This is a genomic window from Candidatus Coatesbacteria bacterium, from assembly GCA_014728225.1.
Lineage (GTDB): Bacteria > RBG-13-66-14 > RBG-13-66-14 > RBG-13-66-14 > RBG-13-66-14 > WJLX01.
The window spans coordinates 1-21505 of record WJLX01000047.1 but is presented as its reverse complement, the minus strand read 5'-3'; the positions used below and the strand labels follow the sequence as shown (position 1 = coordinate 21505).

The following is a 21505-nucleotide window of genomic DNA, read 5'->3' as shown; positions in this document are numbered from 1 at the left end:
CTGTTCGTTGTAAGAACGTGCCTACTACAGCGCCTTGATCCGACCCCAGCTTTCCTCCACAACGGGATAAGCGCTATCGGAGCCCCAGTAAAGGTAATCCAGACTTCCCTGATGGTAGCCCTGCAACGAATAGCCGGAAGTGCGGGTGTTAAAGACGGCGGCGTAATTCAAACTCAATCCGGTGAGATCGCCTGAGTTGGTGCTGTCCCAGACCAGGGAGCCGTCTTTCCAACAACGTGTCCGGTACTCGGACGAGCTGATGATATCGATCCAGTAATCGTATTCACCGTAACCACGCTGCCAGGAGGGCGGTGGATAATCACCTGTCAGGTTCGTCGTCGAGCCGTTATCGCAGGCATAGGGTATCACCACCGGATCACCATAGTAGTTTGCCAAATATACGAAGACGGCGTCGTCAAAACTACTCAGGGCCTCCTCGATCGAGGCGACGAAGCCAACGATGATCATTTGCCTGCTGTTGCCGTCCGAATGGTCCTCGTAGTTCACCCGGACGCCGAAGGAGTCACCGGCCTGAGTGGTCGTCGAGTAGTCGTCGTAGGCACTGCGGTAATCGTCATCGATGTCGAACTGGGCCTCCGGCGGTGCCTCCTAGATATAGTCGGGATCTTCCCAGGTCCAGTTTCCCGTTCCGTCGAAGTCGTAGTAGTAATCGGCCATCGCGGCAGTCGTGACACACAGTAAGGCAAAGAGAAGGCCTTTTGGATAATCAGACATTTTCCTCCCGTTGTTTTTTAGTACACCGCAACGGGTGGACCACCCACCCGTCGTCAGGTATTAAACTAACGGTTTTCTCTCAAAAGACAACATACTATAGTCAGCATTGTCATATCATCATGACTGTCTTTCTGAAACGGCGGTGAAGTAAACTGACCGCCCGGTTGGGCGGTCAGTGTCGGTTCAGCAGGCAGCACCAGGTTTTCCCTGTTATCTCCTGGGATGGGCCTGGGGTAGGGCGTTGAAAGCAGGTATCGGGGGCGCGGTTACCGACGTATCGGGCCCTAGACCCGGTACTCCTCCAGCAGGCGCTCGACGTCGGCGGGGCCGGGCCGGCGCCGCAGCAGCGGGGTGTCGTCGACGGCGTAGGCCGGTAAATAGTCGTTGAAGGTCGGCGGCGGCTCCGGGTTCTCGTAGAGCAGGCCCAGGGGCAGCGGATCGTTTTCCAGAGCCTTTGCATGGGCCGCGAGCCGATCACCGGCGTCGTGGTCCTCCTCCAGGATGTAGGTGTGCTCCTTGAACCAGGCATAAGTGTTGAGCTTGTTGAAGGAGACGCAGGGCTGGAAGACGTCGAGCAGCGCCAGACCGGGGTAGTTGACGGCGCGCTTGAGCAGCTCCGTGGTCAGCTCGCCCTCGCCGGCGCTGGAGCGCGCGACGAAGCCGCAACCCAGCGTCAGCGCCAGCGCCGGGGCGTTGAAGGGCTCCTCGAAGACACCGACGGTCTGCACCGGGGTCTTCATCCCCGGGCGGCTGGTCGGCGAGGCCTGGCCCTTGGTCAAGCCGTAGATCATGTTGTTGTGAACCAGCAGGGTCAGATCGGGGTTGCGGCGCAGGCAGTGCAGCAGATGGTTGCCGCCCTCGGCGTACATGTCACCGTCGCCCGAGGAGACGATGACGGTCAGCTCGGGGTTGACGGCCTTGATTGCCGTGGCGGCGGGCAGGGCCCGGCCGTGGAGGCCGTTGAACAGGTGGGCCTCGACGTAGTGGGGCAGCTTGGCCGCCTGGCCGATGCCCGAGACCAGCACGGTCCTGGTCGGTTCGAGCTCGAGCTGCTGCAGGGCGGCGATCAGGGACTTGCGGATGGGGAAGTTGCCGCAGCCCGGGCACCAGGCGATGTCGTCGTAGGTTACCTCGAAGGGTTTATCGTCCACGTGGCGTTCGTCTCCTTTAGTTAGCGTCGGGGCGGTTGCCGGGGGCCGTTGCCGCGGACCAGGGCGTCAAGCCGATGATTCCCGGCGGTCTCGCAGCGGGGGATCGAGGGGGACCGGGGGTTCCTAGTCATCGTCGGCTGCGTCGTCGCCCTCCAGCAGCTCGAGGATGTCCTCGACGGTGAACTGCAGACCGTTGAACTTGAGGTACTTCTCGTCGACGGGAAAGCCCAGGTCGCGCAGCAGCAGGTCGGCGAACTGGCCGGTGGCGTTCTGCTCGATGACGACGATGCGTTCGGCCCGCTCCAGGTACTCCAGCGCCGCCTCGGGCAGGGGGTAGAGCCAACTGAAGTGCAGCAGGGCGGTGTGGCCGTCCCCGGCGAGCTCCAGGGCCTCGCGCACGGCGGGCAGCACCGAACCCCAACAGACGAGCAGGTCGCGGTAGTCCTCGGGGCCGTAAAGGGTCGGGGCCTCGGCGTCCGTGGCGATGGTCTCCAGCTTGCGCAACTGTTTTTCGACCATCGCCGGGCGGATGTCGGCCAGGTCCTCGCTGATGTGACCGTCCTCGGTGTGGGTGTGGCTGTCGGAGCGAACCAGCCCGGCGCCGCGACCGTAGACGCCGCGGGGCGAGACGCCGTTCTCGGTCAGCCGGTAGCGCCGGTAGTCGGCTGCGGTATCGATGATGTGCTCCTCGACCGTCAGGCCGTCGAGGACCGGGGCGGGCAGGTCGACGGAGGAGTCGACCAGGTACTGGTCGGTCAGCAGGAAAACGGGCACCTGGTACGCGGCGGCCAGATTGAAGGCGCTTTGGCTCAGCGTGAAGGCCTGCTCCCAGTCCCCGGGGGCCAGAATGATGCGGGCGAAGTCGCCGTGACCCGAGTGCAGGGCCAGGTTGAGGTCGCCCTGCTCGGTGCGCGTCGGCAGGCCCGTGGCCGGGCCGGGACGCTGGGCCACGTGGAGCACCAGGGGCAGCTCCATGTTGCCGACCACGGACAGGCCCTCGCTCATCAGCGCCAGCCCGCCGCCCGAGGTGGTCACCAGGGCGCGGGCGCCGGCGGCGGCGGCCCCGGCGGCCATGTTGATCGCGGCGATTTCGTCCTCGACCTGCTCAACGACGAGGGGCAGCTCGTCCTGACGGGCGGCCAGCTCGACCAGCACACCCGTCGAGGGGCTCATCGGATAGGCGCAGCAGTAGTTGCAGCCGCCGGCCAGGGCGCCCAGAGCCACGGCCTCTGTTCCGGAGAGGACGAGGTTTTCCCCGGCGGCCTCGTCGCGCCCCGGCTCGAACCCGATTGAGCCGTCCTCGACCAGCTCCCGGCCGCGTCGGTGTCCCCGGCGCACGGCCTCGGCGTTGGCTTCGGCGACCTCGTCGCCCTTGGCGGCGAAGTGTTCGGCGACGTGCCCGGCGGCGGCATCGGCGTCCACCCCCAGCAACCCGGCGACCAGACCCACGGCGACGGAATTGGAGTACAGCTTGCTGCCCAGTTCCTCGGCGACGGCCTGCAGCGGCACGTCGAGGGCCTCGGCGTAGCCGGACAGGCGCTCGGTCTCGGCCAGGATGACGGTCTCGTCGTCCAGCCGACCGGCCAGGTGTTTGGTCAGCTCGTCGACCAGGGGGATGAAGACGTCGACACGCTCGACTGCGGCGCGCAGGGGACGCGGCCCCACGCGCAACTGGGTCGAGTTGACCCCGCCGCGGATGCGCGACATGAACTCCGAGGCGCTGAAGACGTGCAGTCCGGCCCGGGGCAGCAGGCCGAGAAGCAGCTCCTCGATGGTGCGTACTCCCTGACCGGCCTCGCCGGCGAAAACGATGGAGACGTCGGTGGTTTCCTCGGGCACGGGGGCTCCTTGACGGGGTGATGTCGGGCGGCTTGGGCAATCCGGCTGTCACGTCAATGGCTTACGTCAATGATGACGGCTGGTGAGGTCGATGCTGGACTGCTCCGGGTCCGGATCCGGGTGGCGCCGGCGGATCCAGCCCAGGTGATGGGCGGTCTTGGTGCCGCAGTCGGGATGGATCACCCGCAGCCAGTCGCTCCGGCGTTCCAGCAACAACAACCCGCCCCGGGGGGCACCGTCGGACGGTCCGCCAACCGGGGGGCGTCGGCTGCAGGGGCGGTGCGGAAGTTGAGCGGGTTGCTCCAGCAGACGTAGAGCTCCTCGCCCACCTCCAGGCCCGGCAGGCTTGAGTGGTCGTCCGCGTGCCAGCCGCTGCAGGTGCGGCCCTCGTGGGTCAACGCGAGCTGGAACCAGTCATTCGCCGTCGCCGTTAGCTCGACCTCCGGCGCCACCCGCCGCTCCCGCATCGCCGTCGGCAGCTCTCCGGCGCGGGCCTGCTCGTCGGGAGCCTGCCGCAGGTTGGTCCAGTCGCCGACGGACAGGCGGGAACGGCTGACGAGCTGAAGCTCCAGGGCGTCGGCGTCTGCGGGGTCCTAGGCGCTGAAGCTGAAGCTGCAGCCGTCGTCGTCCTCTTGCACCGCGACGCCCGGGGGCGCGTAATGGCGGAAGGTGTCGTCCAGGGTCAAGCCCGTACCGAGCTCGAAGCGCACCAGGCCGGTCCCGAGGGTCCCCGCCAGCCGGCGCCCCTCCACAGGGGGCAGCAAGACCGTCGCGGTCGTTTCACCGCCGACGGTCGCGGGCAACCTCGGCAGCAGAACGACCAACGGGCAGTGCAACGGCCGCAACTCAACCTCATCGGCGGATTCGGCGTAGGGGGACTCGCGAAACGCTCGGGCTGCTCAAAGCTCGACGGGGCAGGTGGTCGAGTTCCAGGCGGACAGTCCGCCCAGAACGACGCGGGGCCGGCGGACGCCGGCGCGTTGCAGCAGGCTCGCGGCGACCATCGAGCGCAGGCCGCTGCCGCAGAAGACCAGCGGCTCATCGTCGGCGGCGAACTCATCTAGATGCTCCGGCAGCCGGGTCAGGTGCAGGTGGCGGGCTCCGGCGATGCGGCCCCGGTTCTCCAGTTCGGCGGCGGAGCGCACGTCGAGGATCGCCGGACGGCGGCCCTCGTCCAGCCTGCCGCAGAGATCCTGGACGGTCAGGGTCTCGACGGACTCCGTCGGCCGGCCGGCCATCTGCCAGGCCGTCATGCCGCCGGCCAGGCAGCCGGCGATGTCGTCGTAACCCAGCCGTCGCAGCAGGGTCAGCTCCGGGGTCGGGTCGACGTCTTGGGTGACGAGGAGCAGGGGATGTTCGTAGTCGAGCAGCCAGCCGGCGAAGGAGGCCAGGCCGTCGCGCCAGATGGACAGGGCGCCGGGCGTGTGGGCCGCGGCGTAGGCTCCGACGTCCCGGGTGTCCAGCAGCCGGCAGTCGTCGAGACGGGCGGCGAACTCGGCGGGATCGAGTTGGGGGGGCAGGGGCGCCGTGGCGACGGAGGGGGCGCCGACCAGGTTGTAGTGCTCCATCATGCGGAAGTAGGGCGGGCGCTCGTGCTCCACGGCCACGGTCTCGATGAAGGCTGCTTTCGAATCCAGGCGCAGGTTGGGGTTGAGCCGCCGCTCCAGGCCGATGGTAGTCCAGGGTCGCTCGGCGATGGCCGTGCCGCAGACCGAGCCGGGCCCATGGGCCGGGGCGACGATGACGTGATCTCCCAGGGGCAACAGGCGCTCCCGCAGGCTGTCCCACAGCAGCCCCGCCATCTCCTCCATGCGCTCCACGCCGGGGAGATCCACCCGGCCCAGGTCACCGGCGAACAGGGTGTCGCCGGTGAAGACGATCCAGGGCTCGCCGGAAACGTCGCGCAACAGGTAGCTGAAGGAGCCCGGAGTGTGGCCCGGGGTGGCCAGGGCCTCGAGCTCGTAGCGTCCGAAACGCAGGAGCTCGCCGTCTTCGACGGCCGCGCCGTAGGCATAGTCCAGTTCGTCGTCGGCGTGGTGGAGGCGGGCGCCGGTCGCCTCGGCCAGCTCGATGGAGCCGACGACGAAATCCTCGTGACGGTGGGTCTCATAGATATCGGTGATCCGCAGGCCGCGCTCGGCGGCCGTCTCCAGGTAGGCGCCGACGTCGCGCCGTGGATCGATGACCACGGCGCGGTCTTCGTCGGCGATGAGGTAGGAATAATGGGCCAGGACCGGTGCGGTGAAGCGTTCGAGATACACCCGCTGATCAGCCTCCTCGGCTGGGGTGGGTTTCCAGTTGGACGGTTTCGCGGTCAGTCCTCTGTTGCTTAGCCCGGCTCGGGGCCGGTGACCGTCGGGTTGGTCGGATCGGCGCTCCACTCGGTGAAGGAGCCTTCGTAGATGCGCACCCGGGGGAAGCCGAGGAACCACTTGAACAGCAGGAACTCGTTGGTGGCCTCACGGCCGGTGCCGCAACTGCAGATGATCGTCTTCTCCACGGAGGCGCCGGCGGCGGACACGAGTTCCTTGAGCTCCCCGAGGGGTTTGAGCAAACGGGTATTGTCCGGGTCCATCAGCGTCTTCCAGGGCAGGTTGACGGCGCCGGGGATGTGGCCGGGCTTGCTCCAGGGCCCCTGGCCCTCGTAGACCTTCTGCGGTCGGGCGTCGAGGATCAGGGTGTCCGGGTCCTCTTTGAGCCGCTTGAATTCGTCGATGTCGACGAAGTAGTCGCGGCGCACGTCGATGCTCATGTCCGAATCATCGAGCTCGGGAAATTCCTTGGTCAGCGGCCTGTTCTCCGCCTTCCACTTCTCGACGCCGCCGTCGAGGACGTAAACGCGGTCCAGACCGAAGCGGGCCAGGGTGTAGGCCACCATGGTCTGCTCCAGACCGTCGCCCCAGCCCTTGAAGGGGCCGGTACCGGTGTAGACGACGACGGGGCGCTCGATGGTCAGGCCGATGCGGCGCAGGTTGTGCTGGACGACCTCGGGCTCGACGTAGACGGCGGGCCGCCCCAGTAAGGGTACCCGTAACAGGTTCTCGTTGAAATAGACGGCTCCGGGGATGTGTTCCTGGATGTAATCGTGGACGTTGGGCTGGCAGTCGAGAACGGCGAGCTTCTCATCGCCCAGGTGGTCGGCGAGCCACTCCGTCGAGACCCAGCGCACAACGCCCTGGCCGTAGGGAGAGGTGGTAATCATCGGTCGGTTACCCTTTCGGTTGGTAGGGTATGGTTGGTAGCTATGTCGACATATTCAATCATACGATTCCGGCCGGTGTATTGAAAGACAAAACCACCGCTGCGGCTGCGGCGGACGAAGCGGCCTGTTTTGGCGCCGCGGGAGAGTACCGGCCGGGTGTCGGCCGTTCAGTTCAAAACCTCGCCCCGGCAACCGATCGACCGCGGCTCAAAGCCGATCCGTCATCCGGGTTCGATTGGCTGACTTACGGGTACAATTAAATCAAGAACACCGCCCACAGCGACTCTTCGGCACAGCGGCTCTTCGGTACAGCGGCACAGCGGCTCTTCGGCACAGCGGCAAGGAAGCGCATTCCAGCCGTTTTCTTGCTATTTCAACGCCTGTTTGTTATTCTTAGTTAGAAAGATATGTAAGCCATTGAACAACAAGCTCTTGCTAATATCATCCTTGGAGGTGGGAGTGGCCGACAAACAGCCAGGCATCATCTTCACCCGTCGGGCCTCGGGGCTGGTTCGCGAACTCTCCTGGTTCGACGTTTTCATCTTCGTCGTCGCCGGTCCGGCGGCCTCCGGCGTCGTCTTCTACTCCGTCTCCACCGCCGCCGACTTCCCCGCCGCCAACATCCCGCTGGCCTTCATCATCGGCCTGGCGATCTTCTTCCCCATCACTCTGCTGGTGGCGCTGACCTCGGCGACGATGCCCCGCTCCGGTGGGCTCTATATCACCGTCAGCCGTGTGCTCGGTCCGACGACGGGTTTCTTGTCGGCCTGGCTGCTGTTTATCGGCTACGGCATCTCCTCGGGCGTGCTGGGGTATCTGTTCGTCGGTCTGTTGGGCTCGGCCTTCTCCACCGCCGCCCTCTCGGCGGGTATCGGCTGGCTGGCCCGGCTCGGCTCGGCGATGCAGACGCCGCTCTGGCAGACCGTCGGCGGTCTGCTCTGGGTGGCCCTGTTCTGGTGGATCGCCTACACCGGCATCCGCAAGGTCAAGAACATCATGCGGGTGGCTTTCTTCATCCCCCTCGTTGGCACCGTGGTCGCCGTGGTGTGGTTCTTCTCCGCCGGGGGGATCGAGAGCGTCGCCTCCGGCTTCAACGGCACCTGGGGCGCGGGGGCTTTCCAGGCCATCCAGGGCCGGGCCGCCGCCCTGGGCTGGAACCCGCCCAGCGGCTTCTCCGCGGCGGCGACCCTCAAGAGCCTGGTGGTAGTCGTCTGGGCCTACGCCAGCATCACGATCATCAACTATGCCGGGGGGGAGGTCAAGACGCCCAAGAAGAGCATGATGCGTGGCTTCATCATCGGTACGATCTTCGTCGGCCTGTTCTACGTGATCATCGTGCTCAGCTCCTACAGCGCCTTCGGTGACTTCGTCGGCAGCTACGACTTCCTCTACGACAACTACCCCGGCGAGCTGACCGCGATCATGGGTGACGCAGTCCAGCCCTCGATCCCCTTCTACTTCATGAGCCTGGTGCCCAACGTCTGGATCGGGCTGGTGGTCGCCGTCAGCATCATGATCTGGTTCGCCAACAGCATCCTGCCCGGCTTCCTGGCCAACTCCCGGCTGGCCTTCGCCATGAGCATGGACAAGAGCTTCCCCGAGGCGCTCTCCAAGGTCAACCGCCGCACGGGTTCGCCGACCAACGCCGTCCACCTCAACGCCGTCTTCTGCGCCGTCGGCGTCTTCCTGATGCTGCTCGAGGTGGAGATCATCCTCTCTATCCTGACGCTGACGACCTTCTTCATCTTCTGGGCCTACGGCCTGTCGGCGATGCTGCTGCCCTACCACAAGCCCGATATCTACAAGCGTTCGCCGGTGCGCTGGCAGATCGGCAAGCTGCCGGTGATCACTATCCTGGGCGGCTTCACCTTCCTGGCCGGCTGGTTCTTCATCTACCTGGCCCTGCGCAACTTCAGCCCCCTGGTGATGGCCGTCTTCGTCGGCGTGATGCTCGCCGGCCTGATCGTCTACCTCTATCAGCAGGCCAAGAACCGCCGCGAGGGCGTCGACGTCAACAAGATCTACTCCGAGATACCCCCCGAATAACGGCGGAGACCAGTGAAAACCAGCATCGCCGAGGCGACGGTCTTCGGCCATGGAACACCGCAACCGGCACGTTTTTTTGCATCACGGCGACCGGCGGCGCGGCGCCGGGGTGCGCCTCCGCCAAAACCGTGCCGGTTGCCGACCCGCCAGAGCCACGGTAACCGGGGTAGCCCGGCTTCGGGTTTTCAAAGGCCTGGCGCCCGACCGCGCGCGAGCGGTCGATAGTCTCTCCGGCACACCAGCCGTCCCGCAACCGAGGAGCCCGACAACCCATGTCCCGCGTTTTCTTCTCCGTCGACGTCCACGGCGCTTCCAGCGTCTGGCGCAAGTGGCTGCGCGTTCCCGAGCTCTACGACGCCGACGCCCTGCTGCTCTGCGGCGACCTGACCGGCAAGTCGATGGTCCCGATCATCGAGCAGCCCGACGGCAGCTTCAACGCCTTCTACTTCGGCAAGAACTGGAACCTGGAGTCCGGCGCCGAGGTCGAGGAGATGGAAAAGCGTATCAACGACGCCGGCGCCTACACTCTGCGCTGCGACACCGCCGAGGTCGCCGAGCTGCAGAACGACCCGACCCGCGTCGAACAGATCCACCTGCAGAAAATCCTCGACCGGATGGAGCGCTGGCTGGAGCTGCTGGTCGAAAAGATCGATCTGACCAGGGTCGACGCTATCGTCATGCCCGGCAACGACGACGACTTCCAGCTCGACGAGGTCATCAAGAGTTTTTCCCCACGCGGGGTCAAGTGGTGCCTGGACGGCCCGATCGACCTGCTGGGTATCGAGACGATCAGCCTGGACTACGTCAACCCCACCCCCTGGGACACCCCGCGCGAGGATTCGGAGCGCGGCCTGCGCAAGCGGATCAGGAAGCTGGTCAAGCAGCTCGATGACCCTGCGCGCTCGATCTTCAACTTCCACGCCCCGCCCCACGGCACGATGCTCGACCTGGCGCCGGAGCTGGACGCCAACAAGAAGCCGGTGACCATCGCCGGGCAGGTCAACTTCGTCCACGTCGGTTCCCGGGCGGTGCTGGAGGCCCTCGAGGAGTACCAGCCCCTGCTGGGCCTCCACGGTCACATCCACGAGTCGTACGGCCACGACAAGGTCGGCGAGACCCCGGTGGTCAACCCCGGCTCGGAGTACGGCGAGGGTATCCTGCGCGGCTACATCATCGAGATCGAGGACGGCACCGTCGGCAAGCACTGGAAGGTCGAGGGCTGAACCGGCGGCGTTGTCCGGAGTACCGTCGGCCCGGACGGCGGCGCGACTTACAATCATTTCAGCGAGGTTGCATGAGTCAAGAACCCCACCAACCCTTCATCCCCGCGGGCGCCGAGCTGACTCCGGAGGTCCTGCGGGAGCAGGAGCGCCGCTTCCTGGAGCTCCTCGAGGAGCTGATCGCCGCCGGTGAGCGCCATGGTGCGGTCATGCGGGTCATCGGCTCGCTGGCCTTCCGTATCAAGTGCCCGGATTACAAACACATCATGTACGCCAACCGGCGCTACCTGACCGACGTGGACTTCATCGCCTACAAGAAGCAGGCGGCGGCGGTCCAGGACGCCTTCTGGGAGCTGGGCTGGGAGGAGAACCAGACGGTGCTGCGCCTGTTCGGCGACAAGCGGCGCATCTTCTACCACCCGACGCAGCCGGTACATTCGGACATCTTCCTCGACAAGCTGGCCTTCTGCCATCCGATCGACTTTCGCGGCCGGCTGGAGCTCGACGCGCCGACGATCACCCTGGCCGACCTGCTGCTGGAGAAGCTGCAGATCGTCGAGATCAACAAGAAGGACCTGGTCGACGTGCTGGTGCTGCTCTCGGCCCACGAGGTGACCGACGAGGCCGGCAGCGTCGAGGCCGTCGACGGCGCCCGCCTGGCCAAGCTGTGCTCGAAGAGCTGGGGTTGGTGGCGCACGGCGACGATGAACCTGGATAAGCTGCTGCACTTCAGCGAGGAATACCTGGAGCCGGAGCAGCGACCAGTGGTCCAGGAGCGGCTGAGGCGGCTGAAGGAGTTCATCGATGAGCGGTCCAAGAGCCTGGGCTGGCACGTGCGCAGCTGGTTCGGCGAGCGTTTCCCCTGGTACGACGAGGTCGAGGAGGTCGAGCGCTAGCCCGACGCAGGGCTTGCCCCGGAGGACCGGCTGAGGGATAATCTCCACGTTCCCCGACCCCCGCGCCGATGCACAAACAGGCCTTCTACACCCCGGAGACGATCGACGCCCGCGCGGCCGGGCTGTTGGCGGAGCTGGCCGACTACCGGCGCGAGCCGCGTCCCGTCGCGCCCGCCTCGACGGCCCTCGTCGTCCTCGACCTGCAGCGCTGTTTCACTGAAGCCGTCTCCCACGCCCAGGTGCCCGGCGCACCCGCGATCATCCCCCGGATCAACCGCCTGAGCGTCGCCTATTCCAACGTCTTCCTCACCCGGCATCTCAACACCCCGGAGGACGCCGGGATGATGGGCCGTTGGTGGAGCAGGCTCATCCGGCGCGCCGACCCGCTGAGCGAGCTGGATCCCCGGCTGGAGGCGGCGGGGGCGCGGCTCATCGAGAAGACCCAGTACGACGCCTTCCACCGGACGGATCTTGAGACGCGCCTGCGCGCGAAGGGCCTCGAGACCCTCGTGGTCTGCGGGGTGATGACCCACCTGTGCGTCGAGACCACGGCCCGGGCGGCCTTCGTCCGCGGCTTCCGCGTCGTGGTGCCCGTCGATGCCGTGGCGACCTACAACGTCGAGCTGCAGCGGGCGGGTTTGCTCACCCTGGCCCACGGCTGCGCCGAGCTGACGACCTCGGCCGAACTCCTCGATTCGTCACGGGGGGAATCGTGAACGGGTTCGCCGTCGTCGGCTGTGGTCCGGCGGGGATCGCCGCCGCCGTCCAACTGGGTCGGGAGGGACGACGACCCCTGGTCTTCGAGGGTCGACACCCCGGCGGCCTGCTACGCAACGCCAACCTGGTCGAGAACTACCCCGGCTTTCCCGGCGGGATCAGCGGTCCCGAGCTGGTGGAGCGGATGACGGCCCAGCTCGACGGCTCGGGAATCGAGCTCCGTCGCGAGGAGATCGTCGAGCTGCGTCCGCGGCCCGGGGGCTTTCTGCTGCGGGGCGCCACGGCCGAGTACCAGGCCGCCCGCGTCGTCCTGGCCCCGGGAACCCGGCCCCGGCGCCTGACCCTTCCCGCCGCCTGCCGTAGTCGCGTTTTCAGCGAGATCGTCGAGCTCACCGACCGCGGCCCCGTCGAGGGCCGACGGATCGCGATCGTCGGCGCCGGCGACGCCGCCTTCGACTACGCCCTCAACCTGGCCCGCGCCAACGAGGTCGTCATCCTCAACCGCGCCGCCGCCACCCGCTGTCTGCCCCTGCTGGAGCGCCGGGCCGAAGAACACCCGCTGATCGAGCAGCGGCGCAACGTCGTCCTCGACGCCGTCGAGGTTTCCGCCGCCGGCCTGCTGCTGCGCTGCCGTTCGGCGGCGCGGGAGTACACCCTGTGCGTCGATTATCTACTGGCGGCGATCGGCCGGGAACCCCGGCTGGAGCTGCTGCGGGATTTGACCACGCCGCCGCCGGGCCTGTGGCTCGTCGGCGACGCCGCCCACCCCCGCCACCGCCAGACGGCCCTGGCCGTCGGCGACGGCCTGCGGGCCGCCCTGGAGCTGACGGGCGACCTGGAAGGAGCGCGTTGAAGATACTGGCCACCGCTGGCTCGGATGAGATCGCCCGCGTCTTCCTCGCCGAGTTGAGCCCCGGGCGGATCGTCGAGTTCGTCGAGGCCGTCCAACCGCCCCTGCCCCGCGGGGAGAAGTGGGTGTTGATGGTCTCGACCATGCTGGGCTGCCCGGTGGGTTGCCCGATGTGCGACGCCGGCGGCGACTTCCGCGGCCGGTTGACCGCCGACGAGATCCTCGAACAGATCGATTTCCTCGTCGAGCGCCGCCGGCCCGACGGCCGGATCGCGGCGCGAAAATTCAAGATCCAACTGGCCCGCCTCGGTGAGCCCGCGCTCAACCCGGCGGTCCTCGAGGCCTTGCGCCTCCTGCCCGGGCGCTATGCGGCCCCCGGCCTGCTGCCCTCGCTCTCCACGGTGGCCCCCCGCGGCTGCGCCGCCTTCCTCGAAGAGCTGACCGCCGTCAAGGACGCGCTCTACCCCGCCGGGCGCTTCCAGCTCCAGTTCTCCCTGCACACCACGGACGCCGCCCGGCGCGACGAGCTGATTCCGACGGCCAAGTGGGACTTCGACCGCATCGCCCGCTTCGCCGAGGACTGGCTCAAGCCCGACGACCGGCTGATTACCCTCAACTTCGCCCTCGGCCGCGGCGTGCCCCTCTCGGCGGCGGTGCTGCGGCGGCACTTCGACCCGCGGCGCTTCCTGCTCAAGATAACGCCGCTCAACCCGACCTACCGAGCCCGGGGCCACGGCCTGGTTTCCCACCTCGATCCCGCCGCCGCGCCCCGGCGCGATGAGCTGATCGACGGCTTGCGCGCCGCCGGTTACCGGGTGATCGTCAGCCTCGGCGAGCGCGAGGAGGACCGCATCGGCTCCAACTGCGGCCAATTCCTGCGCCGCCACCTCGAGAGCGACGGACTCGCCCCCGCCGGCGGCTACACCTACCCCGTCGTCGGCGACGCGGCCGCTGACACCCGAACGACACGCACCAACACGCCATTAACCCAAGGATAGGTGAACCACGGAATGGAACAAGATAAACGGTTGTCCTGTCACGGTCTGCTCGAGGCCCTGATCCAGGACCCCTGCTGCAGTCCCGAACGCGGCAACGCCACGCCGGATCGCATCCGCGAGATCCTCGAGGTCCTGCTCGAGGACGACAAGGTCCGCGACGGCGTCTACCGCAAGTGCTTGAAAAGCATCGGTGGCGAGGTCGACGTCCACGCCTCCCTCGACTACCCCGCCGCCCTGCGCCTGGCCGCCGTGCTGGTCGAGGAGCTGGAAGAGGAAACCCTGGCCGCAGTCTCGTTGATGCTCGACGAAAGCGAGCTGTCCACCGCCGAGGTCGTCGAGACCCACCGGCGCTACAAGATCCCCGTCAGCCACCTCGAGGATGACCTGCTGCCCGTACGCGGTTACGGCGCCGCCGTCTGGGACTCCCGCGGCCGGGAGTACGTCGATCTCGACGCCAACTACAGCGCCACCAACCTGGGCAACGCCAACCCCCAAATCGCCCGCGGCCTCTACAATCAGGCCAGCCTGCTGATCTCCCAGAAAGAGGACCGCATCAGCGTCTCGCGGACCCGCTTCCTGCGCGAGGTCCTGCCGATGATGCCCGGCAACCTGCACCACTTCTACTGGCAGAACTCCGGCGGCGAAGCCGTCGATAAATCCCTCAAACTCGCCAAGGCCTTCAACAAACACCGCGGAGTGATCGCCTTCAGTGGCGGCTTCCACGGCCGGACCCACGGCGCCGTCGCCGTCACCCACAACGAGGCCTACCGCAAACCCTTCGGGCTGCATCGGGAAGACTGGGTCCACTTCGTCGACTGGGGCGACCTAAAAGCAGTCGAAACCCTGCTGAAGCAGGACAAGGCCAAAAGCGTCATCCTGGAGCTCGTTCAGGGCGAAGAGGCCGGTATCCGCCCGGCAGAACCCGCCTTTGCCCACGGGCTGCGCGAGCTGTGCGACAAACACAAGGCCGTGATGATCGTCGACGAAGTCCAGACCGGCTTCGCCCGCGTGGCCGCTGGGGCCGGCGACTGGTTCGCCAGCCAGCGCTACGACCTCGTGCCCGACATCATCACCATCGGCAAGTCCTTCGGCGGCGGCTACCCCGTCACCGCCGTGGTCACCAAACCCGAGATCGCCCAGCGGATGAAGCCGGGCTACGACGGCTCGACCTTCGGCGGCAACCCGATGGCCATGACCGCAGCCCTGATCGCCACCCGCCAGATGCGCGAACTCGACCTGCCCCTGCGCGTCGTCGAACGCGCCGCCCAGTTCAAAAAAGGCCTCGAGGCCATCAGGGAAAACTACGACGTCGTCGGCGAGCTGCGCGTCGTCGGCCTGATGATCGGCATCGGCCTCGACTCCCCCGAACGGGTGGCCGACGTCCAAGAGCGGATGAAACCCCGGGGGGCCCACTCCTCCCTCTCCACGGGCCGGGCCCTGCGCTGGCTGCCGCCCCTGGTGATCACCGAGGAGCAGGTCGACGTCGTCCTGGCCGCCTTCGATGAGGCCCTCGCCGCCAGCCTGGAAGCCGACTGAGGCGGCGGATAAGCTCCGCTTGAAAACGACGGCGGGGAGGCTGCTCCCCGCCGTGTCCTGTAACAGCAACCTGCGATCAACGGCCGGCCCGGCGCCGAGCCACAGCCAGCCTTGCAGACGCGGGAACGTCGTAAACGCAGGCCCGGCGGACTTCTTGCCCCGCCGGACCGCTTCGGTCCGGCGGGAATGCAAGAAGTGTGCCGGGCCGGGGTATGCATCAACCGGCCCCGCGATGTGTTATATTCGACGCGACGACGAACTCTCAGGAGCGCAGCACCATGCCGATCGGCGCAGACCTGCCGGCCATCCGCCGCGAGCTGCACCGCCGTCCCGAGCTCTCGCGCCGCGAGGCCGCCACGGCGGAGCTCATCGCCGCTTACGCCCGCCGCGCCGGCGCCGATGAGGTCGTCGGTGGCCTGGGCGGGCACGGTGTGGCGGCGGTTCTCGAGGGAGCCTCGATTGACGGTCCGACGGTGCTGCTGCGCGCCGATCTGGACGCCTTGCCGATTCCGGACCGTTCCGGCGCCGCCTACGCCAGCGAGGTCGCCGGTGTCGGTCACATGTGCGGTCACGACGGCCACATGACGATCATGCTCGGGGCTCTGGCACGTCTGGCGGCCCGACGGGCTGAGCTGGCGGGGCGGGTGATCTGCCTGTTCCAACCCGCCGAGGAGATCGCCCACGGCGCCCGGGCCGTGCTCGAGGATCCGGCCTTTGCCACCCTGCGCCCGGACTACGCCTTCGCCCTGCACAACCTGCCCGGTTTCCCCCTGGGTTCGCTGATCCTGCGTCGCGGTATCTTCGCCTCGGCCTCCCGGGGGGTCAAGGTCTACCTCCATGGCGAGACCAGTCACGCCGGCCATCCCGAGGACGCCCGCAGCCCGGCCGCGGCCGTGGCGGCGCTGATCGACGACCTGCAGGCCCTGCCCGCCCTGACCACCCCGCTGGAGCGCGCCGCCCTGGTGACCGTCATCCACGCCGTCCTCGGCGAGGAGGCCTTCGGTACCACACCGGGTGAGGCCGTGGTGATGGCCACCCTGCGCGCCCACCGCGACGCCGAGATGGAGCGCCTCTGTCAAGCCGCCCGCCGTCTGGCCGCCGGAACGGCCTCCGCCTGGAACCTGGAGCACGAGTTGGAATGGGTCGAGGTCTTTCCCGCCGTGGTCAACGACGATACCTGCGTCGGGCATCTGGAGCGCGTCGCCGACGAGCTGAAGCTCGAGATCGTCCGCCCCGCGGAGCCCTTCCCCTGGAGCGAGGATTTCGGCTGCCTGCTGAACGCCTTTCCCGGCGCCCTGTTCGGGTTGGGCGCCGGGGTCGAGCATCCCCAGCTGCACAGCTCCCACTACGATTTCCCCGACGAACTGCTGCAACCCGGCGTCGAAATCTGGACGACACTGATGGAAAAACTCCTCACCCGCCGATGAAGCACCCCTCCCATATCTCCCTCAGCAGGAAGGCCCTGGAGCAGAACATCCGCTACCTGCGACGGCGGCTGGGCTCCGGGGTCGAGTTTACCTCCGTGGTCAAGGGCAACGCCTACGGTCACGGCATCCGGCCCTTCATCAAGCTGGCCGAGAGCTGCCTGGTGCGTTCCTTCGCCGTGGCCGACGCCCACGAGGCGGACCTGGCCAACGAGGTCCTCGACGACGCCAGCCGGCTGATGATCATGGGGATGATCGATAACGCCGAGTTGACCTGGGCCGTCGAGGAGGGCATCGAGTTCTGGGTCTTCGAGCTCGACCGCCTGGAGCACGCCGTGGCCGCGGCCCGGGCCGTCGGCCGTCCGGCCCGCGTCCACCTGGAGATCGAGACCGGAATGAACCGCACCGGTCTGGAGGAGTACGAGTGGGAGCGGGCGGTGGAGCTGCTGCGCGATCACCGGGCCGAGCTGCGGCTGCGCGGGCTGTGCACCCATTATGCCGGCGCCGAGAGCGTGGCCAACTACCTGCGCATCCAGAACCAGTTCTATAACTTCAAGGAGGCCGTCGACTTCTTCGCCGCGCGCGGCCTGGTCCCCGCGCAGCTCCACACCGCCTGCTCCGCCGCCGCCCTGACCTACCCGCATACGCGGATGGACATGGTGCGCTTCGGTATCGCCCAGTACGGCTTCTGGCCCAGCGCGGAGACGCGGATGTACAACCTGCTCTCCGACGACACCCGTTTCACCGTCGATCCGCTGCGCCGGGTGCTGTCCTGGAAGACCCAGGTGATGAGCATCAAGCACGTTCAGCCCGGCCAGTTCGTCAGCTACGGCACCAGCTTTCTGGCGAGCAAGAAGCTCAAGCTGGCCGTGGTGCCCGTGGGCTACGGTCACGGCTTCAGCCGCAGCCTGTCCAACGTCGGTCATGTCCTGGTGCGTGGTCGCAAGGCCCCCGTGCGTGGTTTCGTCAACATGAACATGTTCCTCGTCGACGTGACCCAGATCCCCGGGGTGCGCAAGGGTGACGAGGTCGTGCTGATCGGCCGGCAGAAGAACCAGACCATCAGCGTATCGTCGTTCAGCGACCTGGCCCAGTACGTCAACTACGAGCTGCTGACCCGTTTGCCCGCTGAGATCCCCCGGGTGATCGTCGACTGAGCCCCGGCGCCGTCACGGTTCTTGCTCGCCTCGTTCCCCCGGCCCGGCGGCCGGGGGAACTCGGGCAAGAACGCGCGCCGGCGCCTCGACGTCCGGCCCGGCGGCCGGGTCGAGGTCTGCGGCGCCCGCCTGGTTTTCGGCGCCGCCGGGGACGCCTTTACTAGACGACCTCCCGCCGGGGAGGTCGCGGCTGTTCTGTGGAGCGGAGGAGCGCTCCCGGAGCGGCGGTGTGTTGGCCGGGTGTGGTAGAAGTGGCGGTGGCTTAGCCGGGCGGAGCCGTTCAGGCTGGTTGGGACTGTTGTTTGATTTGGCCGCCCACACCTGTCTGGTCCATTTCGTTGTGAGGGGATAGCGCGCCGTCGGCGTCGCTATCGTGCCTATGCTAACGGCTCAAACTCTGCTGTGCAGCGGTTAGCAATCCGTATGACTAATCGGCCGCTTCTGACCATGACGGAAGGAGTCATGAGGTATCCCGGTCGCTATCAGCCGCCGACCCGCCGCACTCGACGGCGCCCCGGAGGGAAGGGCTTAGCGCAGGACGAGCAATCAGCCCGTCGCGCTCAGCCCGTTGTGTATGAGGTCTCCCCGGCCGAAGTCCAAGCTCGGTCTATCCGGGCCGGGTAACGCCGCTTCTCGCCTGGTCCTCGGGTATGTGTCCAGGTTTACCCGGCGGCGGCGCTACTTGAGCAGCTCGTTGCGCAGCTTGCCCACCTGGCCGATCAGGCGCTTGCGCGGGGCCATGACGAAGGTGCAGCGGTCCCGACCCTGGGCCCGGCAGGCGATCTCCTCGGCTTTCAGGTCCAGGCCGAAGGCGTGGGAGCACCAGCCCGAGGAGAAGCCGGCGCTCATGAAGCAGACGGGGTCGGCCGATCTCTCCTCCTGGGCCAGGTAGCTGTCGGCCTCGAAGGAGTGGTGGTGGTGGTAGGTCAGCAGGAACTCCTCGTCCTGGGTGGGGCGCGACTGGGGCAGGATCTCGACGTTGGCCATGCCGATGAAGGCGAAGTAGACGGGGCCGTAGGAGAGCAGCTCCACCCCCGGCGGCGCCCCGGTACGCCCACCGAAGCGCTGGGCGCTCTTCTTGCCCAGGATGTAGGCCATCTCGTAGAGCACCATCTTGACGGCGCTGCCGAAGCGCTCACGGAAGCTCTCGTGGAGGAAGTAGCCGAAGTCCTCGGTGCTGAACAGGGCGTAGTGGTCGTCGCCGACGGCGATTTGACCCTCCTCGGCGTTCTGCTTGAGTTTGCCGAAGTAGCTCTCGACGACCCGCTCGGCGTTCTCGAAGGCCGGGGCCATCTCCGGGTTGACCTTGACGTAGCGTAGATCGGTCATGGGGCTCCTTTATTCGGATGTGATGATAGGTCACGACGGGCCAATTCGAAGCATTATAAATACTAATTCACAATGTTGCCGTGGGCAAGCTTCAATTTGAGAGTGGGGCTGACGGCCGTCGGGCCGGGCCACTGAAAAACCGGGGCGGCTGAACCGTCCCGGCGGGTACGAGTGCGTGTTGGTGGGGGGTCAGGGAACCGTGGGGGGTGGCTCAGCCGCTTCCAGTAAATGCTGCACCACCAAGCGGGCGTTGCCGCTGCCGATATGGGCCACGTCGGAGAAGTCGTCGGGATCGCCGTCGAAGGCCTCGACGGAGCCCAGGTCGAGATAGGTGAAGCCGGGGTAGTCGACGGCGGCGCACAGCTCGCGCTGCAGCTCTTCGACGACGGCCAGGCCCGTCGTCTGCTCCAGGAAGTTCTGTAACACGGGATGGTTGGTGGTGTTGAAGCAGACCAACTGGATGTCGGCGGCGGCGCAGAGATCGACCAGGCGCCGGAACAGCTCTACGCGGGCCGGGCTGAACTCCTCGAAGCCCGAGTAGATACCGTGCATCGTCTGCAGGATGTTGGGGTTGACGCGGATGCCGTCCTCGGGGGGCGGCTTGACTACGTAATCGCCGGTGGCCGGCTCGAGGGCGAATTCCACGCCGGGCTCCTCGCCGGCGAGATGCAGGCGCAGGGCGAGGAAGGCCAGCCGGGTCGAATCACTGAGCAGCTTGAGGGTGTCGCCGGGGCCGGCCGCCGGCAGGTCGAGATCCGCGGGCAGGTAGGCCGCCAGCTCGGACAGTTGCACGGTCTGCTTGTGCAGGCCCAGGCGGTCGTGGAACATCTCCGGCTCCAGGCCGATGACGACCAGGCGCAACCGGCGGCGGTTGTGCTCCAGCACCAGGCGCAGCGTGCAGTAGAGGTCCTCGAGACGGGCCATGTTGAAGCCGAAGTTGAAGCTGTGATAGCCGTAGTCGGCGAAGTATTCGCCCCGCAGGCGCATCACTCGGCTGGAGCCCAGCACCAGGGCGTCGTAGTCCCGGGGGCTGCGCTCCAGGTAGTCGGCGAGCTTGACCTGGCGGTAGTTGGCGTTGACCGTCGGCAGGGGCTGCCAACCCTCGAAGCGGTCGAGGGGATCGACGTAGACCCCGAAGCCCACCAGCAGGACCAGGGGCGTCAGGAACAGCAACAGACGTTTAACAAAGCGGGCCATGGCTAAAATTGGAAGTAGATGAACTCGAGATTGCCGTAGGCGCCGAAGAGGATCAGCAGCAGGGCGACGGCATAGTAGGCCGCCCAGCGGGCCCAGCGCGGCCAGCCCTTGAGCCGCAGGGCGTGACGGCGGCGGCGCTGGAACCACTCCACCAGCAGCAGGCCGACGGCGGCGATCAGCGGGGCTTTGAGGTAACCGTGGGTCACCCCGCCGAAGCTCGGGTGGACGAAAATGCCCTCGAGGTAACCCAGGGCCTGGGGCAGGCTGTCGGCGCGGAAGAAGACCCAGCCCAGGCAGACCAGCAGGAAGGTGCCGGCCATTCGGGCCGCTTCCTTGAGGCTGGGATACCAGCGCTTGCCCCCGGCGATCCCCTTGGTCACCGGCGGCTCCTTTTTCAGGATCAGCGGAATGAAATATACTCCGTTGAGCAGCCCCCAGATGATGAAGGTCCAGTCGGCGCCGTGCCACAGACCGCTGATCAGGAACACGACCAGGGTGTTGACGATCCAGCGTCCCTTGCCCTTGAGCGGCCCGCCGAGGGGATAGAAGATGTAGTCGCGCAGCCAGCTCATCAACGACATGTGCCAGCGGCGCCAGAACTCGGCGATGTTGCGGGCGAAGTAGGGGTAGGCGAAGTTGCGCACCGAACGGAAACCGAGCAGCCTGGCCGTGCCGACGGCCATGTCCGAATAGCCGGAGAAATCGCCGTAGAGCTGGACGGCGAAGAGGAAAACCCCCGCCAGCAGGGCCGGGGTGTCCTGGGCGCCGTAGGCCAGGAAGACGTTGTTGACGGCCCGGGCCGCCAGATCGGCCACCAGGACCTTCTTGGCGAAGCCCCAGAGCATCTGCCGCAAACCGTCGGCGGCCTCGTCGGCGTCGAACGTCCGCCTGCTCTCCAGCTGGGGCAGGAAATGCTTGGCGCGCTCGATGGGCCCGGCCAGCAGGTGCGGGAAGAAGGAAACGAAGGCCAGGTAGGCGATCGGGTCCCGGGTGGGTTCCAGCTTGCGCCTGTAGACGTCGAGAGTGTAGCTGAGCGTTTTGAGGGTGTAGAAGGCCAGGCCGATGGGCAGGATGAAGCGCAGCACCGCCGGATTGGCCCGCAGGCCGAACAGGCGGAGGATGTCGGCGAAGCCGCTGACGAAGAAGTCGAAATACTTGAAAACGAACAGGGCGCCGAGGTTGACCAGCAGGCTGGCCGCCAGCAGCAG

Annotated in this window: 19 protein-coding genes and 1 pseudogene; 9 read left to right on the top strand and 11 right to left on the bottom strand. The window is 66.9% G+C overall.

Annotation, left to right across the window (positions count from 1 at the left end):
* Positions 1 to 24 precede the first annotated feature (24 nt).
* From GF399_03510 to GF399_03475, 8 genes are all read right to left on the bottom strand, one after another.
* Positions 25 to 507, bottom strand: coding sequence for a hypothetical protein (locus GF399_03510; protein MBD3399380.1), 483 nt, complete (start codon positions 505 to 507; stop codon positions 25 to 27).
* Between the two features lie 512 nt (positions 508 to 1019).
* Entirely contained in the window at positions 1020 to 1886 is an 867-nt protein-coding gene (locus GF399_03505; GenBank protein ID MBD3399379.1) for a 2-oxoacid ferredoxin oxidoreductase, read from the bottom strand.
* A gap of 123 nt (positions 1887 to 2009) precedes the next feature.
* Positions 2010 to 3725 carry a 2-oxoacid:acceptor oxidoreductase subunit alpha gene (locus GF399_03500; protein ID MBD3399378.1) on the bottom strand — a complete coding sequence of 572 codons (1716 nt, stop codon included), beginning with the start codon at positions 3723 to 3725 and terminating at the stop codon, positions 2010 to 2012.
* 66 nt (positions 3726 to 3791) lie between these two features.
* Positions 3792 to 3938 carry a hypothetical protein gene (locus GF399_03495; GenBank protein ID MBD3399377.1) on the bottom strand — a complete coding sequence of 49 codons (147 nt, stop codon included), beginning with the start codon at positions 3936 to 3938 and terminating at the stop codon, positions 3792 to 3794.
* The gene (locus GF399_03490) at positions 3905 to 4177 is read right to left on the bottom strand and encodes a hypothetical protein (protein MBD3399376.1); all 273 of its coding nucleotides are present in this window, start codon (positions 4175 to 4177) and stop codon (positions 3905 to 3907) included. Before GF399_03490 ends, GF399_03495 begins: the two co-directional genes overlap by 34 nt.
* 141 nt (positions 4178 to 4318) lie before the next feature.
* Positions 4319 to 4528: a hypothetical protein gene (locus GF399_03485; GenBank protein MBD3399375.1), complete on the bottom strand. Its 210-nt coding sequence runs from the start codon at positions 4526 to 4528 to the stop codon at positions 4319 to 4321.
* A gap of 96 nt (positions 4529 to 4624) precedes the next feature.
* Positions 4625 to 5986 (bottom strand): MBL fold metallo-hydrolase, encoded by a 1362-nt coding sequence (locus GF399_03480; GenBank protein ID MBD3399374.1) that lies wholly within the window; start codon positions 5984 to 5986, stop codon positions 4625 to 4627.
* Between the two features lie 68 nt (positions 5987 to 6054).
* Positions 6055 to 6927 carry a sulfurtransferase gene (locus GF399_03475; protein ID MBD3399373.1) on the bottom strand — a complete coding sequence of 291 codons (873 nt, stop codon included), beginning with the start codon at positions 6925 to 6927 and terminating at the stop codon, positions 6055 to 6057.
* A gap of 255 nt (positions 6928 to 7182) precedes the next feature.
* On the opposite strand from GF399_03475, the gene GF399_03470 reads away from it, so the two are divergent.
* From GF399_03470 to alr, 9 genes and pseudogenes are all read left to right on the top strand, one after another.
* Complete coding sequence (locus tag GF399_03470; GenBank protein ID MBD3399372.1) at positions 7183 to 8973, top strand: amino acid permease; 1791 nt, start codon at positions 7183 to 7185, stop codon at positions 8971 to 8973.
* A 272-nt stretch (positions 8974 to 9245) separates the two neighbouring features.
* Positions 9246 to 10196 (top strand): phosphoesterase, encoded by a 951-nt coding sequence (locus tag GF399_03465; protein ID MBD3399371.1) that lies wholly within the window; start codon positions 9246 to 9248, stop codon positions 10194 to 10196.
* Positions 10197 to 10267: 71 nt separating this feature from the next.
* Positions 10268 to 11089: a hypothetical protein gene (locus tag GF399_03460; GenBank protein MBD3399370.1), complete on the top strand. Its 822-nt coding sequence runs from the start codon at positions 10268 to 10270 to the stop codon at positions 11087 to 11089.
* Between the two features lie 68 nt (positions 11090 to 11157).
* The gene (locus tag GF399_03455) at positions 11158 to 11805 is read left to right on the top strand and encodes an isochorismatase family protein (protein ID MBD3399369.1); all 648 of its coding nucleotides are present in this window, start codon (positions 11158 to 11160) and stop codon (positions 11803 to 11805) included.
* Positions 11625 to 12659: a hypothetical protein gene (locus tag GF399_03450; GenBank protein MBD3399368.1), complete on the top strand. Its 1035-nt coding sequence runs from the start codon at positions 11625 to 11627 to the stop codon at positions 12657 to 12659. Before GF399_03455 ends, GF399_03450 begins: the two co-directional genes overlap by 181 nt.
* Positions 12656 to 13555 (top strand): annotated as a pseudogene (locus tag GF399_03445) (radical SAM protein). Before GF399_03450 ends, GF399_03445 begins: the two are co-directional and overlap by 4 nt.
* 111 nt (positions 13556 to 13666) lie before the next feature.
* Positions 13667 to 15190: an aminotransferase class III-fold pyridoxal phosphate-dependent enzyme gene (locus GF399_03440; protein ID MBD3399367.1), complete on the top strand. Its 1524-nt coding sequence runs from the start codon at positions 13667 to 13669 to the stop codon at positions 15188 to 15190.
* Positions 15191 to 15402: 212 nt separating this feature from the next.
* Positions 15403 to 16617, top strand: coding sequence for an amidohydrolase (locus tag GF399_03435; GenBank protein MBD3399366.1), 1215 nt, complete (start codon positions 15403 to 15405; stop codon positions 16615 to 16617).
* On the top strand, positions 16614 to 17771 hold the full coding sequence (gene alr / locus GF399_03430) for an alanine racemase (protein MBD3399365.1): 1158 nt from the start codon (positions 16614 to 16616) through the stop codon (positions 17769 to 17771). Before GF399_03435 ends, alr begins: the two co-directional genes overlap by 4 nt.
* 678 nt (positions 17772 to 18449) lie before the next feature.
* Here the strand turns inward: alr and GF399_03425 are convergent.
* The 3 genes from GF399_03425 to GF399_03415 form a co-directional block, all read right to left on the bottom strand.
* Positions 18450 to 19100 (bottom strand): hypothetical protein, encoded by a 651-nt coding sequence (locus GF399_03425; protein ID MBD3399364.1) that lies wholly within the window; start codon positions 19098 to 19100, stop codon positions 18450 to 18452.
* Positions 19101 to 19289: 189 nt separating this feature from the next.
* Positions 19290 to 20297: a hypothetical protein gene (locus GF399_03420; protein ID MBD3399363.1), complete on the bottom strand. Its 1008-nt coding sequence runs from the start codon at positions 20295 to 20297 to the stop codon at positions 19290 to 19292.
* A gap of 2 nt (positions 20298 to 20299) precedes the next feature.
* A complete protein-coding gene (locus GF399_03415; GenBank protein ID MBD3399362.1) occupies positions 20300 to 21505 on the bottom strand; it encodes an MBOAT family protein in 1206 nt (401 codons plus the stop codon).